The organism is Xylanibacter rarus (assembly GCF_001275135.1).
GTDB lineage: Bacteria > Bacteroidota > Bacteroidia > Bacteroidales > Bacteroidaceae > Prevotella > Prevotella rara.
The window spans coordinates 67,610-84,315 of the sequence record NZ_LFQU01000008.1 but is presented as its reverse complement, the minus strand read 5'-3'; the positions used below and the strand labels follow the sequence as shown (position 1 = coordinate 84,315).

11 protein-coding genes are annotated in these 16,706 nt (G+C 38.9%); 5 read left to right on the top strand and 6 right to left on the bottom strand.

The genetic code is table 11. From position 1 onward, the window contains the following. Positions 1-190: 190 nt before the first annotated feature. From xylA to aspS, 5 genes are all read right to left on the bottom strand, one after another. On the bottom strand, positions 191-1,507 hold the full coding sequence (gene xylA, locus ACU52_RS05895) for a xylose isomerase (RefSeq protein WP_021854600.1): 1,317 nt from the start codon (positions 1,505-1,507) through the stop codon (positions 191-193). Positions 1,508-1,561: 54 nt separating this feature from the next. Beyond that, positions 1,562-3,061, bottom strand: a complete 1,500-nt coding sequence (locus ACU52_RS05890; protein WP_021854601.1) for a xylulokinase — start codon at positions 3,059-3,061, stop codon at positions 1,562-1,564. 81 nt (positions 3,062-3,142) lie between these two features. Beyond that, a complete protein-coding gene (locus ACU52_RS05885) occupies positions 3,143-3,472 on the bottom strand; it encodes a hypothetical protein (RefSeq protein ID WP_021854602.1) in 330 nt (109 codons plus the stop codon). A 70-nt stretch (positions 3,473-3,542) separates the two neighbouring features. Beyond that, a complete protein-coding gene (locus tag ACU52_RS05880) occupies positions 3,543-3,836 on the bottom strand; it encodes a winged helix-turn-helix domain-containing protein (protein WP_053398106.1) in 294 nt (97 codons plus the stop codon). A gap of 147 nt (positions 3,837-3,983) precedes the next feature. Then, positions 3,984-5,750, bottom strand: coding sequence for an aspartate--tRNA ligase (gene aspS / locus ACU52_RS05875; protein WP_053398105.1), 1,767 nt, complete (start codon positions 5,748-5,750; stop codon positions 3,984-3,986). A 1,010-nt stretch (positions 5,751-6,760) separates the two neighbouring features. Here aspS and ACU52_RS05870 point away from each other — a divergent pair. Then, on the top strand, positions 6,761-7,150 hold the full coding sequence (locus tag ACU52_RS05870) for a DUF1573 domain-containing protein (RefSeq protein ID WP_053398104.1): 390 nt from the start codon (positions 6,761-6,763) through the stop codon (positions 7,148-7,150). 76 nt (positions 7,151-7,226) lie between these two features. Here ACU52_RS05870 and ACU52_RS05865 read toward each other — a convergent pair whose 3' ends face one another. Continuing rightward, positions 7,227-8,381 (bottom strand): DUF3078 domain-containing protein, encoded by a 1,155-nt coding sequence (locus ACU52_RS05865; protein WP_239684879.1) that lies wholly within the window; start codon positions 8,379-8,381, stop codon positions 7,227-7,229. A 342-nt stretch (positions 8,382-8,723) separates the two neighbouring features. On the opposite strand from ACU52_RS05865, the gene ACU52_RS05860 reads away from it, so the two are divergent. The 4 genes from ACU52_RS05860 to ACU52_RS05845 all read left to right on the top strand — a co-directional run bounded on the left by ACU52_RS05860 (position 8,724) and on the right by ACU52_RS05845 (position 15,917). Next, entirely contained in the window at positions 8,724-10,337 is a 1,614-nt protein-coding gene (locus ACU52_RS05860; protein WP_021854607.1) for a CTP synthase, read from the top strand. A 53-nt stretch (positions 10,338-10,390) separates the two neighbouring features. After that, positions 10,391-12,283: a membrane protein insertase YidC gene (gene yidC, locus ACU52_RS05855; RefSeq protein WP_053398103.1), complete on the top strand. Its 1,893-nt coding sequence runs from the start codon at positions 10,391-10,393 to the stop codon at positions 12,281-12,283. A 70-nt stretch (positions 12,284-12,353) separates the two neighbouring features. Further along, positions 12,354-14,519, top strand: a complete 2,166-nt coding sequence (locus ACU52_RS05850) for a dipeptidyl-peptidase Dpp5 (protein ID WP_053398102.1) — start codon at positions 12,354-12,356, stop codon at positions 14,517-14,519. Between the two features lie 42 nt (positions 14,520-14,561). Further along, the gene (locus ACU52_RS05845) at positions 14,562-15,917 is read left to right on the top strand and encodes an MFS transporter (RefSeq protein ID WP_021854610.1); all 1,356 of its coding nucleotides are present in this window, start codon (positions 14,562-14,564) and stop codon (positions 15,915-15,917) included. Positions 15,918-16,706 lie beyond the last annotated feature (789 nt).

Sequence of the window (16,706 nt, the reverse complement as noted above, 5' to 3'; positions counted from 1 at the left end):
CAATATAGATTGGCAAGACAATAGGTAGAAACAAAATAAAAATCCATATCAGCACTGAATGTTGATATGGATTTTTCTTTGCGGCTGTCGTCAATTTAGACAAGTGAACTTATCTACAATGACATTAAATACGCCAAAAGATTTTGTGCAGCCGTTTTATATCGTCTGCACAAATCTATTAATTCAATATTTATTTGCAATACCAGCTAACAATAGTTTCATACAACTCCTGCTTGCCAGAAGTCTGCTTTGGCTCACCCTTCTCTTTTGCATATGCTACAATATCCTCAAGAGAAAGTTTGCCTTCTTCAAATTCCTTACCCTTACCAGAATCGAATGAAGAATAACGCTCCTTAACCATGTCACAAATTGGAGAGTTCTCAATCAGATTTGCTGCATTCTCCAAAGCACGGGCCATAGCATCCATTCCGCTGATATGAGCAATGAAGATATCCTCTGGATCTGTTGAATTACGACGCAATTTAGCATCAAAGTTAGAACCACCGTTTCCTAATCCGCCATTACGAATAATCTGCATCATTGCCTGAGTAAGCTCCCAGTTATCAATTGGGAACTGGTCTGTATCCCATCCATTCTGATTATCACCACGGTTAGCATCAATGCTTCCAAGCATACCATTGTCAACAGCAACAGCAAGTTCATGCTCAAATGTATGACCTGCAAGTGTTGCATGGTTTACCTCAATATTAACCTTGAAATCTTTTTCAAGACCATGTGCGCGGAGGAATCCGATAACAGTCTCTGTATCAACATCATACTGATGCTTTGTCGGCTCCATTGGTTTAGGTTCAATCAAGAATGTTCCTGTGAATCCTTTTGAGCGAGCATAATCACGAGCAGCTTTCAGCATATTTGCAAGATGCTCTTTCTCACGCTGCATCTGAGTGTTCAAAAGGCTCATATAGCCTTCGCGACCACCCCAGAATACATAGTTTGCACCTCCAAGCTTTATTGTTGCATCAATAGCGTTCTTTATCTGCACAGCGGCACGTGCAACAACATCAAAGTCAGGATTAGTTGCAGCACCATTCATGTATCTCTTATTACCAAAAACGTTTGCAGTACCCCACAGCAATTTGATATTTGTGCCCTTCATCTTTTCAAGAGCATAATCAGTGATTGCCTTCATACGAGCTTCATATTCCTCGATAGTCTCACCCTCGTCAACCAAGTCAACATCATGGAAGCAGAAATATTCTATGCCAAGTTTGTCCATTATTTCAAATCCGGCATCCATCTTGTCCTTAGCACGCTCAACTGCATCAGCTTTTTCATCCCATGCATATGTACGTGTTCCGCCACCAAACTGGTCACCGCTTGCTGCGCCTAATGTATGCCACCAAGCCATTGCAAACTTCAACCAATCTTTCATCTTCTTACCCATTATTACTTTTTCAGCATCATAATAATGATAAGCTAAAGGATTATTACTATCCTTACCTTCAAATTTAATTTTTCCTATCTGCGGAAAATACTCTTTTACCATAACCGTTATTTATTAATTTATTAAACCTAAATAATTATATCTCGAAATTACTAATCAATGATTAATTTGTTGCAATAAAGTCTCTTTCCATAATGAATAAGCCTGCAAATATTCAGCACGTCGTTTTTCATCCGGCTCTATAACTGCCAACTTCTTCAATGTTGCAAAAGCTTCATCATGATCTTTATATATGCCACAACCCATACCGGCTCCCTTGGCAGCTCCTACACTTCCGTCTGTTTCATAAAGTTCTATTGTAGCGCCACTAACTCCAGCTAAGGTATTACGGAACAACTCACTTAAGAACATATTGGCTTTACCTGCATGTATTTTATGTATATCCATACCCATCTGCTGCATTACCTCCATACCATAACAGAAACTGAAGACAATACCTTCCTGTGCTGCACGCATCAGGTGGGCTTTGCCATGCTTGTTGAAATTTACGCCATGGATAGAGCAGCCGATCTCTTTATTCTCAAGCACACGCTCAGCTCCATTGCCAAAAGGAATGATTGTTATTCCATCACTTCCTACCGGAACACTTGCCATCATATCATTCATATCTGAATATGAAATTCCTTCAGGTGCAACATTACGGCGCATCCAAGCGTTTAATATTCCTGTTCCATTAATACACAACAAAACGCCAAGACGTTCCATATCCTTTTGGTAATTAACATGGGCAAAAGTATTAACTCGACTCTTAATGTCATAATTAGCTTCGCCCAAAACGCCATAAACGACACCTGAAGTACCAGCTGTAGACGCGATTTCACCCGGATTAAACACATTAAGGCTAAGAGCGTTATTAGGTTGATCACCCGCCCTATAACTAATAGGTGTTCCTGCCTTCAAGCCTAATTCATTTGCAGCGGCCTCTGAGACTTCACTCTGAATACTAAACGTCGGCACAATGTCAGCAATTAAGCTTTCATCAAAACCGAAATAATCCAACAGGAATTTTGCAACTTTTTTATTCTTAAAGTCCCATAACATGCCTTCACTCAATCCGCTGATGGTAGTATTAATAGTACCGCTCAGTTTCATTGCGATGTAATCACCAGGCAACATTATCTTATATATCTTCTCGAACAGCTGCGGTTCATTCTCTTTCACCCATGCAAGCTTAGAAGCCGTAAAATTACCCGGCGAATTAAGCAAATGACCAAGACACTCTTTTGGTCCTATATTTTCAAAAGCTTTTTCACCATAAGGCACAGCTCGAGAATCACACCAAATTATAGAAGGCCTCAATACATTCTGATTCTTATCAACACACACAAGGCCATGCATCTGATAAGATATACCAATTGCCTTAATATCTTCACCTTTAACAGATGAATCTGCCATAACCTTTTTCAAGCTGAGTTTTGCATTATCCCACCACATTTGAGGATCTTGTTCAGCCCAACCAGATTTCACGGCTATGATAGGTGCTTCCTTTTCTGGATAAAATGCTGATGCGACACATACGCCGCTATCTGAATCTACTAAAGATGCCTTTACTGAAGAGCTTCCGACATCAAAACCTAACAAATATCTACCAGACATAATAAAAATACTTTTTATATTAAAGACGATTTAGAAATGCATTTCCCTTGAATTTATGATTTTTTTGTATCTTAAAGTGTCTTAAAATAATGACAAAGACAAGTCTTCATGTTTATTTTCAGGCTCTTCTTTTTCTTCGTCATCACAAAATTCAAATTGCAGTTGAAGAGACATTTTAGAAGAATTATTGATACGATACACTCCACGCTCATCTGTCTTCTCAATAATAGAATCAGGCACTTTACTTGTACGGATCAAATATGACGAAACATAACGGTAGACGTCTTCAAACGACACGACATTGAAGAATCCGTTGTTATGATTATAGACATGCCTTGCTATCTTTTTCACGCTCAAGCCTTTAGGCCCGGCCTCGTTAAGAATAAAGATGATATCGCGGTCGTAGCTCATAGTATTATGATAATAAAAAAGGACCGGTAAGAAAATATTACCAGCCCTTTTTAAATATTCTTTCTACAGATTAAGCTAATGTAATCTTGTTCTCTGCATCTTTTATCTTACCCTCTTTAAAGAGCCAGCCCATACCGAGCAAAGTCTCTTCTGTGGTAATTTTAGCTGCTTTAGCAATCTCAGCAACGCTCAAGGGCTTTTCAGCTGTAGCTAAGGCCTGATATACATCGCCAGCCTTAAATCCTACTGTTTCTGCATTAATCTCTAATTCAACTTTCTTTGCAGTACTTCTCTTCGGTGCTGCTTTCTTCTCAACAGCTTTTGTTGCAGCTGTCTTTCTTACACTTACGTTCTTCTCTGTCATAATTCAAGTAAAACACATTAAGATCGACAATGTCTAAAAGACATACAATCTTTTCAAATTCTCGATGCAAATATAGTGATTTTATTCAAATTATTAAAAATTTTATCAAGAAAAATCGTATTCAACACATTAAGTGCTTTTTTAATATCAATTTTCTTGACTTAAATCAACCTTTATCTGCAGCTCATCCAGCTGTTTCTCATCAAGAGCAGACGGTGCATCCAACATGACATCACGTCCACTGTTATTCTTCGGGAACGCAATACAATCACGTATACTGTCTAATCCTGCCATTACAGAAACAAAACGGTCAAGGCCAAAAGCCAATCCTGCATGAGGAGGTGCGCCATACTTAAATGCATTTATCAAGAAGCCGAACTGAGCCATCGCACGCTCCGGCGTGAAGCCCAATATCTTAAACATACGCTCTTGCAGACGTCCGTCATGGATACGAAGGCTTCCTCCACCCAATTCAATACCATTGCAAACGAAATCATACGCCTTAGCACGCACTCTTTCCGGATGCTCTTCCAATAATGGAATATCATCAGGATTTGGCATTGTAAACGGATGATGAGTAGACATCAGGCGCTGTTCCTCATCGCTCCACTCAAACAGCGGGAAGTCAATAATCCACAGACATTCAAATTTATTCTTGTCACGCAAGCCAAGCCTGTCGCCCATTTCCAATCTAAGGCTACAGAGCTGAACACGTGTCTTGTTTGCATTATCACCACTAAGAATCAATACCAGGTCACCATTACCTGCACCCATCACTTCTTTAAGTTTCTGCAAGACATCTGCATCATAGAACTTATCTATGCTGCTTTTTACAGAACCGTCTTCATTAAACTTAACCCAAACAAGTCCTTTAGCGCCAACTTGCGGTTTCTTGACAAAATCAGTCAGCTGATCTATCTGCTTTCTTGTATAAGAAGCACAGCCCGGCACACAGATTCCGCCAATATATTCTGCACTATTGAACACCTCGAACGAGCCTGTGCCCTTTAGAGTATCCATTAGTTCAACGAATTCCATTCCAAAACGCAAATCGGGCTTATCGCTTCCAAATCTGCACATTGCCTCATGCCATGTCATTTGCTGTAGTTTGGCCGGTAATTCCACACCACGTATTTCCTTAAACAAATGGCGTGCCATATCTTCAAAAAGATTGATAACATCATCCTGATCAACAAAAGACATCTCACAGTCTATCTGTGTGAACTCAGGCTGACGGTCGGCACGAAGATCTTCGTCACGGAAGCACTTTGCTATCTGGAAGTATCTGTCAAATCCGCTCACCATAAGCAACTGCTTCAGAGTCTGCGGACTTTGTGGCAATGCGTAGAACTGTCCTGGATTCATGCGTGAAGGCACAACAAAATCTCGTGCACCCTCAGGAGTGCTACCTATTAATATAGGTGTCTCAACCTCAATAAAATCTTTCGAATCCAAGAAGTTGCGTATCAATATTGTCATACGGTGGCGCAATTCAAGATTCTTGCGGACGCATGAACGGCGCAAGTCCAAATAGCGATATTTCATTCTTATATCATCACCACCATCTGTATTATCCTCTATTGTAAACGGCGGCGTGATGCTTTCACTCAGGACATTCATCTCAGAGACGATAATCTCTATATCACCAGTAGGCAGATTCTTGTTCTTGCTCTCACGTTCGTTGACAAGTCCTGTAGCCTGTATACAAAACTCACGTCCAAGCTTGTTGGCTGCAGCACACAGCTCAACATTGTCGTTTTCATTAAAGACAAGCTGTGTAATACCATATCGGTCACGGATATCGACAAATGTCATTCCGCCCATTTTACGGATGCGCTGAACCCATCCGGCCAGAGTAACTGTCTTGCCTGCATCAGACAAGCGCAATTCCCCACATGTATTTGTTCTATACATAAACTTACAAATTACTTTAATTATGATGCAAAAGTACAAAAAATGACCGAATGAACAAATTTTAAATGGCGAAAAGTAAAATTACACTCTATGATAGTATAAAATTCAACTGTTTAAACCGAGCTGGTATCCGTTCACCGGCTAATACAGATAATTCTTTTTAAGATGAAGAACACAAAAAATCTCCAACTTTTAGAGGAACAAATACGAAGCACTATCAGCCAAAAAATTCAAAATTGCAAACTAGCGAGCAACTCGCAAACATCTCTCTGACAATTATAATAAATGCATTAAAAAAACAGAAAACTTTTTGATTAAAAGCTTCTGAAAACGCCATTATTTTTTACATGAATGTATTTCCTTTAGAAAATAGCGAAAAACCTCATTTTTCGTATTTCACTACATATCAATGGGTTAACACAGAATATCTAATTACCTGATACATTCTCCAGTACAAAACATGCCCTTTTACACAGCAAAAAGCATGGTTTCAGGACACAAAAGCAATGCTTTAACCGATAAAAAACAATGAATTTACGCCTAAAAACAATAACATCACACAGACTTCGACCACGAAAGCAATAAAAAAGGTTATAAAAACACGAAAAACGTCCACCAACATTTAATTTATGTTACGACGCTTTTTCTATTTTAGAGAAAACTTTTTGCAAAATAATAGCACAAAATCAGTAATAAAATTTTACCATACCAGACTTAAAAATACAATTTACAAATTAAGGCTAAAACGAATAATCGCGCAATCATCCCAAACCAAAATAATTAAAGATATTTCCCCTTTATCCTAGAACTGATAAAAACAGGCACGAAATGGCATGCCCATAAAACATGCAGCCAACTACCCCGTTTGACAAAAATATATTACAAAACGAATTTGAATATAATTTTACAATCAAATCATAATTAATTAACACAAAATAAACCATCGATTATATATTTTATAAAAAAAAGATGTAAATTTGCTGCAAAAAATTATTATTAACCGAATAAAAATGAAAAAGATCCTATTCATTTCAATGTTGCTGATACTTTGCATAAGCAATGCAGCAGCACAAAAGACGGCAGAAATTAAGTTTGACAAGCAAACTTATAATTTCGGCAAATTTTCAGAAAGTAATCCCGTACAAAAGTGTACATTTAACTTTACCAACGTGGGAGACGCCCCACTCGTAATAAACCAAGCAATGGCCAGCTGTGGATGCACAGTTCCATCATACACTAAAGCTCCAATAGCTCCCGGCGGAAAAGGAACAGTGACAGTGACATACAACGGCAAAGGCAAATTTCCAGGACATTTTAAGAAATCAATCACGATAAAGTCTAACGCAAAGAATGAAATTGTGCGCTTATATGTAGAAGGCACAATGGAAGAAGCAAAATAAATAAGAAAGGGAGCTCAATGCTCCCTTTTTTATTATCATTATATCATAAGAATATTCATCACTAACCTTATTCACATCAAAATGAATATGCAAAACCTATTGAGGCATATTCTTTAAACTGCCAATATCCATAGTCATCATGGCGCACTGACGATCCGTCGTCAAATCTCGGATATATGAAGATATTTGTCGAGATATATTTATTAAACTGGAATGTAAAGGTGTTTTCCCATTCTACTTCAGTTCGTTCATAAGTCGTATAACCATAAAGACGAGTCTTCCATTTAATCAAATCCGAAAAAGCCCATGTCAAATCTATCGTACATTCAGAACCCACATCATTCATTGTATGCGAACCTTCCTCTAGTCCATATCTTGTTGCAAGCGATTTTCGTCCGACATATCTGAAGTTGTATGCAATAGGAGCCATCTGCAAAGATCCTGTTAGTTTTCCGTTAAAAGCGTTTACCGAATAGCTCATACCCAAAGACAAGTTTATATTCAACGGCGATAAAATATCTGAATACACCTCAGGATCGTTGCTCTTATAGCCACGCATAAACTGGGTATATGCGATAAGCTGCAATGTATAATACCAATTCTTGCTTGCCTGAAGTCCCAATTTGCCCGTATATCTTATAAGGTCCTCTGTAGTCTTAAAGTTATGCAGGGTGTCTCCGCTTGAGGTCTGAAATCCTAATTTAAGCTCAAGTTTATTTTCAAACTTAACCTTTTGTTTATTATTGTAATTCGCTTGTAGCGTGGTACTTGCAACCATCGAATAATTGCTTTCGCCACCTTTATACCAGTTACTTGAGACATAATTTTGCAGGAACTGCAAATAGTAGTCACCGCCAAAAGTCCAAAAGTTCGGTTTCTCTATGACAATTTCAACAGGAGTGTCAAGGCTTACGTCCGGTGCAGAAGCTTCTTCCCTAGAATAATCAACCTTATGACGTATTGGCGAAGTTATCTCTTCATGCAAAGAGCCTATTTTGCTTAAGTCACTTTCCGTATTTACGACATATTCCGGATGATTAACATAAACAGACATCAACGCATCGTCAATAGCGCTGCTCACATCATCAACACCCTTGTACTTATCATTAATGCTAAAAGTATGACCAGCTACAGAATAATAAAATGTCAGAGGAGCAAAAACGCGGAAAAAGCGGGCATCAGATCCTGCATTATCATCCAAAGTATCAGCTGCATACATTAAAGAATCCATATGGACTTTACACGCTTTAAGCGAATCAATATACGAAGCCACGATGAAAGAATCTCTGCTTATGTTTCGGCCATTATGATGCTTAATAGGCGCTCCGAAACAAGACACCGCACAGAAGAACTCCAAGATTATTAATATCAATATTTGCTTATGTTTCATACTTTTAGCACTTTTTGCGTGCAAAGTTAGTATTAATATTCAAAAACAGAACATTAATGGCTGTTTTTTTCAACACACACGAAACTATTAAAATTAAGAGATTATAATTTTGGCATATCAGCATTTTTTCTTAATTTTGCACCTTGTATATTAGTATTAATAAATAACCAAAATATTATAATCGTGGCAGAGACAAAGTATATATTCGTTACCGGCGGTGTAGCTTCCTCTCTTGGAAAAGGAATAATATCGTCATCAATAGGCAAACTTCTTCAGGCCAGAGGATACAACATCACAATCCAAAAGTTCGACCCATACATCAACATTGACCCGGGTACGCTGAACCCTTATGAACATGGCGAATGTTATGTAACAGTGGATGGCCACGAGGCAGACCTTGACCTCGGACATTACGAACGTTTTACCGGTATTCAGACAACCAAAGCCAATAACCTTACAACAGGCCGTATATATAAGGCCGTCATAGACAAAGAGCGCCGTGGCGACTATTTGGGAAAGACAATACAGGTAATCCCCCATATCACAGATGAAATAAAGCGCAACGTAATGTTGCTTGGCAAGAAGAACAACTATGACTTCGTAATTACAGAAATCGGAGGTACAGTAGGAGATATTGAAGGCTTGCCTTTCTTAGAAAGTATCAGACAGCTAAAATGGGAACTTGGCAAGAGGGCTCTTTGTGTCCATCTTACTTATATTCCTTATTTGGCTGCAGCCAAAGAATTAAAGACAAAACCGACTCAGCACTCAGTCAAAGAGCTGCAAAGCGTTGGTATCCAACCGGATATCCTTGTGTTAAGAACCGAGCATCCAATAAACGACAATATCAGAAAGAAAGTTGCAAACTTCTGTAATGTTGACGCTGACGCAGTAGTGCAAAGTGTCGACATGCCGACAATATACGAAGTTCCAGTAAGGATGCAGGAACAAAAGCTTGACGAAACGATATTGCGCAAAATGGGCGAACCTGTTGGTGAAACACCGACATTAGGTCCATGGCGTTCATTCTTGGAGCGTAGACATAAAGCAACAGAAATCGTAAATATCGGACTTGTTGGAAAATATGACCTGCAGGATGCATACAAGAGTATCCTGGAGAGTCTGTCACAGGCAGGAACATATAACGATTACAAAGTCAAAACGACATTCATAAACAGCGAAAAGATTACAGAAGACAATGTTGCCGAAAAGCTTAAAGATATGGACGGCATTGTTATTTGCCCGGGATTCGGTCAAAGAGGAATAGAAGGAAAGATTGTCGCCGCACATTACACACGTACACATGACATTCCAACATTCGGTATATGTCTGGGTATGCAAATGATGGTAATTGAATTTGCACGTAACGTTCTTGGATACGAAGATGCCAACAGTCGAGAGATGGACGAGAAGACAGAACATAATGTCATTGATATTATGGAAGACCAGAAGAACATCACAAACATGGGCGGCACGATGCGGCTTGGTGCTTATGAGTGTATTTTGAAACAAGGCTCACGCGTATTCGATATCTATAAGAAAGAATATATCCAGGAGCGTCATCGTCACCGTTATGAATTTAACAACGATTTCGAACAAGAATACGAAAGAGCCGGAATGAAGTGTGTTGGCCGTAATCCGGAAAGCAACCTGATTGAAATAGTTGAAATACCAGGATTGAAATGGTATATCGGCACACAATTCCATCCGGAATATTCAAGCACAGTACTTCATCCACATCCGCTGTTCCTTGATTTTATCAAAAAGGCTATAGAGAACAAAAAAAGCAAAAATTGATATATTATTAAAAGGTAAAAGAATAAAAATAACACCATAGAGAGAAACAAAAGATGGATAAGAATACAATCATTGGCTTTGTTCTCATCGCTGCTCTGCTAATCGGCTTCAGCTGGTATACTCAACCATCTGAAGAAGATATTGCCAAACAACGTATGCAAGACTCGATAACAGCTCTTGCAAAGAAAAAAGCCGAAGAAAGCCGTAACGCTGAGGCACAAGCCTCTAATCAGAATGCACAAAATAATGTAAATGCAGATACTACAGCTGTTTTCTATAAGTCGTTAAGCGGTAAAGCTCAAAACATTATTTTGAAGAATTCAAAGTTAGAGCTTACACTCAGCACAAAAGGCGGTACTGTTGAAAAAGCTGTAATAAAGGACTTTAAAGATAACAAGGGCAATAAAGACCTTACTCTTTTTGACAGTAAAGATCAGTCTTTAAAATTCATGCTTGAAGGTAAAGAAACAAATATCATAACAAGCGATCTATACTTTACACCTTCAAACATTACAGACTCAACAGTTACAATGACTGCTGTTGGCTCTAATGGAAGATCCTTAGTAATGAATTATAAGCTTGGCAAGAACTATCTGCTACATTTCTCTTTAAAAGCAAATGGAATGAGCGGACTTTTCTCACCAAACTACAACAAACTTGACATCGAATGGACAGACCACTGCCGCCAACAAGAAAAAGGCTTTACCTTTGAGAACCGGTATGCATCTCTTACTTATCATTTCACGGATGGAGGTACTGACTATATTAGCGAGACAAGTGAAAAGGTTGATGAGAAAATAGAAGACGCCATCGACTGGGTTGCCTTCAAGAACCAGTTCTTCAGTGCAGTAATGATTGCAAAGGACGATTTGGGAACAAACTCATTAATGACAAGCATTCCACAGGAAAAAGGTTCTGGCTACCTGAAACAATATGGTGCAAAGGTCAAGACATCATTTGACCCAACAGGCAATAATTCAACTGAACTTGAATTCTATTATGGTCCCAACGACTTCAGACTGTTGCAAAAGATTGAAAAAGAAAGCACATTCAACAAAGATTTAGAGCTTCACCGCTTGGTATATCTTGGATGGCCTTTGTTCCGTATAATTAACCGTTGGTTCACCTTATACGTGTTCGACTGGCTTACAGGCTTGAACATCAATATGGGTATTGTCCTTATATTGATTACCCTTTTACTTAAGGTAATAACTTATCCTTTGGTCAAGAAGAGCTACATGTCTTCAGCAAAGATGAGAGTTTTAAAACCAAAACTTGAAGAAGCGACCAAACAATACAACAAGCCTGAAGACCAGATGCAGAAGCAGCAGGCAATGATGGCACTATACGCCAAATATGGTGTAAGTCCATTGAGCGGCTGTCTCCCAATGTTAATACAGATGCCTATCTGGATTGCCATGTTCAACTTTGTCCCCAATGCGATACAGCTACGTGGTGAAAGTTTCTTATGGATAAGTGACTTGTCAACATATGATCCGATAATCGAATGGCATAACAACATATGGCTCATAGGTGACCACCTGAGTTTAACATGTATTCTATTCTGTGTAGCAAACGTTTTGTATTCAATAATGACAATACGTCAGCAGAAAGACCAAATGGTCGGAGCTCAGGCTGAACAAATGAAGATGATGCAATGGATGACTTATCTGATGCCAGTTATGTTCTTCTTCATGTTCAACGACTATTCATCAGGCCTTAACTTCTATTACTTTGTATCTTTGTTCTTCAGTGCTGCCATCATGTGGACTTTGCGCAAGACTACAAATGATGAAAAATTGTTGAGTATTCTTGAAGCAAGATATCAGGAAAACAAGAATAATCCTAAAAAGATGAGCGGCTTGGCGGCAAGACTCGAAGCCATGCAAAAACAGGCAGAGGAGTTAAAACGCCAACGCGAGGCACAAGACAAAATGAGAAAATAGGAAAAAACACATTTATAAATTGATAGGGGCATGCAAAAGTATGCCCCTATATTCTAAAAACACTAAATTTATGAACAAAGCAACAATCTTAGCAACCGCACTTTCAATTTGTTGTAGTTCGGTTAACGCACAAGAAAATGCGAGCTTCATCGGTAAAAGTAACATCACCTTACAAAGTGATCTAATGACACCAGAGGCTCTGTGGGCAATGGGTCGAATCGGCACTGCACAGGCCTCGCCAGATGGAAAACACATTATCTACCAAGTAGGTTATTACAGTGTAAAACAAAACAAAGGCCATCAGGTAATCTACATTATGGATTCTGATGGAAAGAATAACAAAATGCTGACTACGTCTGCAAAAAGTGAGACGGATGCAGTATGGATAAAAGACGGCCAGAAAATTGCTTTTTTATGTGACGGCCAAATATGGGAAATGAATTCTGACGGAAGCGGCAGAAAGCAACTTACAAACGACAAAACAGGTATTGACGGATTTAAATTTTCCCCTGACGAAAAGTATGTTATACTTATCAAACAAATCCCTTACCATGGAATTATAAAAGAAAAGCCGGAAGACTTACCTTTAACAACAGGAAGAGTCATCACAGATATGAATTACAGACACTGGGATGAATATGTTGAATCTATCCCCCACCCTTATCTGGCTGAAGTAACGTCAAACGGCATTGGAGAAGGCACTGATATAATGAAAGGTGAACCATACGAATGTCCTGTTAAGCCTTTCGGAGGTGCAGAGCAGCTAGCATGGAGCACTGACTCAAAAACAATTGCATATACTTCAAGAAAGAAGACCGGAATAAATTATGCAATTTCAACTGACACAGATATATACCTTTATAATATAGAGTCTAAACAGACTGTAAATATTTGCAAGCCTGCAAATTACAAAGAGCCTGAAATCAACATGACAAAGTCTATGAAAAACCAGGCTGTTAACTCTGAAGAAAATCTTAAAAACAACCCTGGATATGACGTAAATCCCAAATTCTCTCCAAACGGCCAATATGTCGCATGGTTGAGCATGGCACGCAACGGATATGAAAGCGACCGCAACAGACTTTGCGTCTATAACTTAAAAACTGGGGAAAAGACATATACAACAGAGTCATTCGACTCTAATGTCGATGATTTCTGCTGGTCTGCAGATTCAAAAACTTTATATTTCCTCGGCATTTGGCATGGTTGCGAGAACATATATCAGACCAATCTTAAGGGCAATGTAATGCAACTTACAGACGGTTGGAATGATTATGGCTCAGTTCAGATGCTTAATGACGGCAAAAAGCTGCTAGCAGAGAGACACAGCATGTCTCAAGCATCTGAGTTATACATCGTAACTCCTGGCAAAAAAGAAAAGACAGCAAAAGTTGAACAAATAACATTTGAAAATAAGCATCTGTATGATCAGATGACATTTGGCAAAATTCAGCAGCGCTGGACAAAGACAACAGACGGAAAAGACATGATGTATTGGATCATACTTCCGGCACACTTCGATGAAACAAAGAAGTATCCTACCCTACTGTTCTGCGAAGGCGGTCCGCAAAGCCCTGTTTCTCAATTTTGGAGCTACCGATGGAACATGCAGATAATGGCAGCCAACGGTTATGTTGTAATAGCTCCGAACAGAAGAGGTTTGCCAGGCTTCGGCAGTGAATGGAATGAGGAAATTTCAGGCGACTGGACCGGTCAGTGCATGAATGACTATCTAAGTGCAATTGATGATGCATGCAAGAATCTCCCGTTCGTAGACAAGGATCGTCTCGGTGCTGTTGGTGCAAGCTTCGGAGGCTTCAGCGTATATTATCTTGCCGGACATCACAACAAGCGTTTCAAGTGTTTTATCGCTCATGACGGTGCTTTCAATCTAGAATCAATGTACACTGATACAGAAGAAGCTTGGTTCAGCAACTGGGAGTATGATGATGCCTTCTGGAACAAGGACATGACAGAAAATGCAAAGAGAACATATGCCAACTCACCACACAAGTTTGTAGACAAATGGGACACACCAATATTGTGTATTCACGGAGAAAAAGACTACCGCATCAATGCGAACCAAGGTATGGGTGCATTTAATGCAGCTCGCATGAGAGGTATTCCAGCTGAGCTTCTGCTTTTCCCCGATGAAAACCACTGGGTGCTGAAGCCACAAAATGGCGTACTCTGGCAAAGGACTTTCTTCAACTGGCTTGACCGCTGGCTGAAATAATTTAAACACCGAAATAATTAACAGTAAAAATAAAAGAAAACAATGACAGAAGCAATTCAAAGAAAGCTGAATGATTCAGCCGCAGCGCGCTGGACAGCTTTGGTGTTAATAGCATTGGCAATGTTTTTTGCCTATATGTTTGTTGACGTAATGTCGCCATTACAGTCGCTGATCGAATCAGAAAGAGGCTGGGACAGTGGAGTTTTCGGAACATACGCTGCTTCGGAATACATCCTTAACGTGTGTGGTTTTCTTATCCTTGCAGGTATCATCCTCGATAAGTGCGGAATAAGATTCACTGGTATATTGTCAACATCATTAATGGTTATAGGCGCCTCTATAAAATATATTGGTGTAAGCGACTGGTTCCAAGCAACAGCCATGTGCAGCTGGCTTGACTCATGGTGGACAACACTGCCCGGAAGTGCAAAAATGGCATCATTTGGTTTCATGGTGTTCGGCTGTGGCTGTGAGATGGCAGGTATAACAGTGTCAAAAGCAATAGCAAAATGGTTCAAGGGCAAAGAAATGGCCTTGGCAATGGGACTTGAAATGGCTATTGCACGTCTTGGCGTGTTTGCAGTATTCTCTGTTTCACCTAAAATTGCTACACAGTTCGACAACTCTGTTGTGGCACCGATAGCATTCTGTACCGTTCTTTTGATTATCGGCCTTATCAACTTTATTGTGTTCTCCGTAATGGACGCAAAACTGGACAAACAGCTTGGTGAAGCCAATTCAGACGAACCAACTGAAGAATTTAAAGTAAGCGACCTCGGACGTATATTCAGCAGCAAGATGTTCTGGATTGTAGCATTACTGTGTGTACTTTACTATTCTGCAATCTTCCCATTCCAAAGATATGCAACAAACTATCTTGAAGTAACACTGCACATTGAGAAAGAAGCTGCAGCAGATTTGTTCAGATGGTTCCCGATTCTCGCAATGATACTGACTCCTGTGCTTGGTTCATTCCTTGACCACAAAGGAAAAGGCGCAACAATGCTTATGCTCGGTTCACTTATAATGATAGCATGCCACCTCAGCTTTGCATTCTTGTTGCCAATCTATCCTAACGAATGGTTCGCACTTCTCATTATAGTAATTCTCGGCGTTTCGTTCTCTTTGGTTCCCGCAGCATTATGGCCAAGTGTCCCGAAGATTATAGACCCGGTAATTTTAGGAAGTGCATACTCTCTTATTTTCTGGATACAGAATATAGGTCTATGTTTCGTTCCCCTTATAATAGGTATGACTCTGAAAGCTACAGGCGGCTACTTGGTTCCGATGCTTATATTCGCATCATTAGGAGTACTGGCATTGATTCTAAGCTTCGCCCTTAAAGCTTTCGACAAGAAGAAAGGCTTCGGACTTGAAGAACCTAACATAAAAGAATAAGTTGCACATAATAACGTTATCAAGCAACTGAATGCTTAATATACATGAAAAAAGAATGCTGGATTTATTTCTTAAATCCAGCATTCTTTTTGTTTAAACACAACACACAATACTCTTACACATCAGAAAATCTTCACATTTGCGTACCAAGCCCACACTTTATGGCATTTAGTATACGATAAAAACAGAATCAGTTAATATATGATTATCACAACAATTCTCTTTCAATTTTAGAGTAAAAAATCAGGACAAAAATATTTTTCAATCTAGAAAATCAACATATAATAAATTCTAAATTTACCTTATACATACGCGCAATTTATTAACTTTTATTTGCATTATTCGAATTTAAGCATAAAAAATCAACCCATTTATGAGAATAAAACAATGATTATGAGCTATAAAATCAGGCAAATTGCAAGCTAAAACCACTGAGTTTGCAATGCTAAAGCATTGATTTTAGCATAAAAAGGAGTATCCAGCGATGGTCTAAACGGCGTAAAGTTCTATCAATCAGCGTATTACTGAAATTATAACATTTTACTACTTTTTGTCCAAAACACAAGACTCAATTACAAATAATTAAATCTGAGAGCGTCAAAATTCATTTAAAGCAACAATACACGACAAAATATCCTTACAAAAAGGACATTATATAAAAACAAAAAGCATGACATAAAATTTTATGCCATGCCTATCGTTTAATATCTAATTCCGGACAGAACAAATAAGTTGATTACATTCATAAATAATCACTAACCTAAATCCCCGGATATAAAGTTCTTAACC

What these genes read in the sequence shown, in the direction of transcription:
- xylA (WP_021854600.1), bottom strand. Translation starts at nt 1,507, where the DNA reads ATGGTAAAAGAGTATTTTCCGCAGATAGGAAAAATTAAATTTGAAGGT.
- ACU52_RS05890 (WP_021854601.1), bottom strand. Translation starts at nt 3,061, where the DNA reads ATGTCTGGTAGATATTTGTTAGGTTTTGATGTCGGAAGCTCTTCAGTA.
- ACU52_RS05885 (WP_021854602.1), bottom strand. Translation starts at nt 3,472, where the DNA reads ATGAGCTACGACCGCGATATCATCTTTATTCTTAACGAGGCCGGGCCT.
- ACU52_RS05880 (WP_053398106.1), bottom strand. Translation starts at nt 3,836, where the DNA reads ATGACAGAGAAGAACGTAAGTGTAAGAAAGACAGCTGCAACAAAAGCT.
- aspS (WP_053398105.1), bottom strand. Translation starts at nt 5,750, where the DNA reads ATGTATAGAACAAATACATGTGGGGAATTGCGCTTGTCTGATGCAGGC.
- ACU52_RS05870 (WP_053398104.1), top strand. Translation starts at nt 6,761, where the DNA reads ATGAAAAAGATCCTATTCATTTCAATGTTGCTGATACTTTGCATAAGC.
- ACU52_RS05865 (WP_239684879.1), bottom strand. Translation starts at nt 8,381, where the DNA reads ATGGATTCTTTAATGTATGCAGCTGATACTTTGGATGATAATGCAGGA.
- yidC (WP_053398103.1), top strand. Translation starts at nt 10,391, where the DNA reads ATGGATAAGAATACAATCATTGGCTTTGTTCTCATCGCTGCTCTGCTA.
- ACU52_RS05850 (WP_053398102.1), top strand. Translation starts at nt 12,354, where the DNA reads ATGAACAAAGCAACAATCTTAGCAACCGCACTTTCAATTTGTTGTAGT.
- ACU52_RS05845 (WP_021854610.1), top strand. Translation starts at nt 14,562, where the DNA reads ATGACAGAAGCAATTCAAAGAAAGCTGAATGATTCAGCCGCAGCGCGC.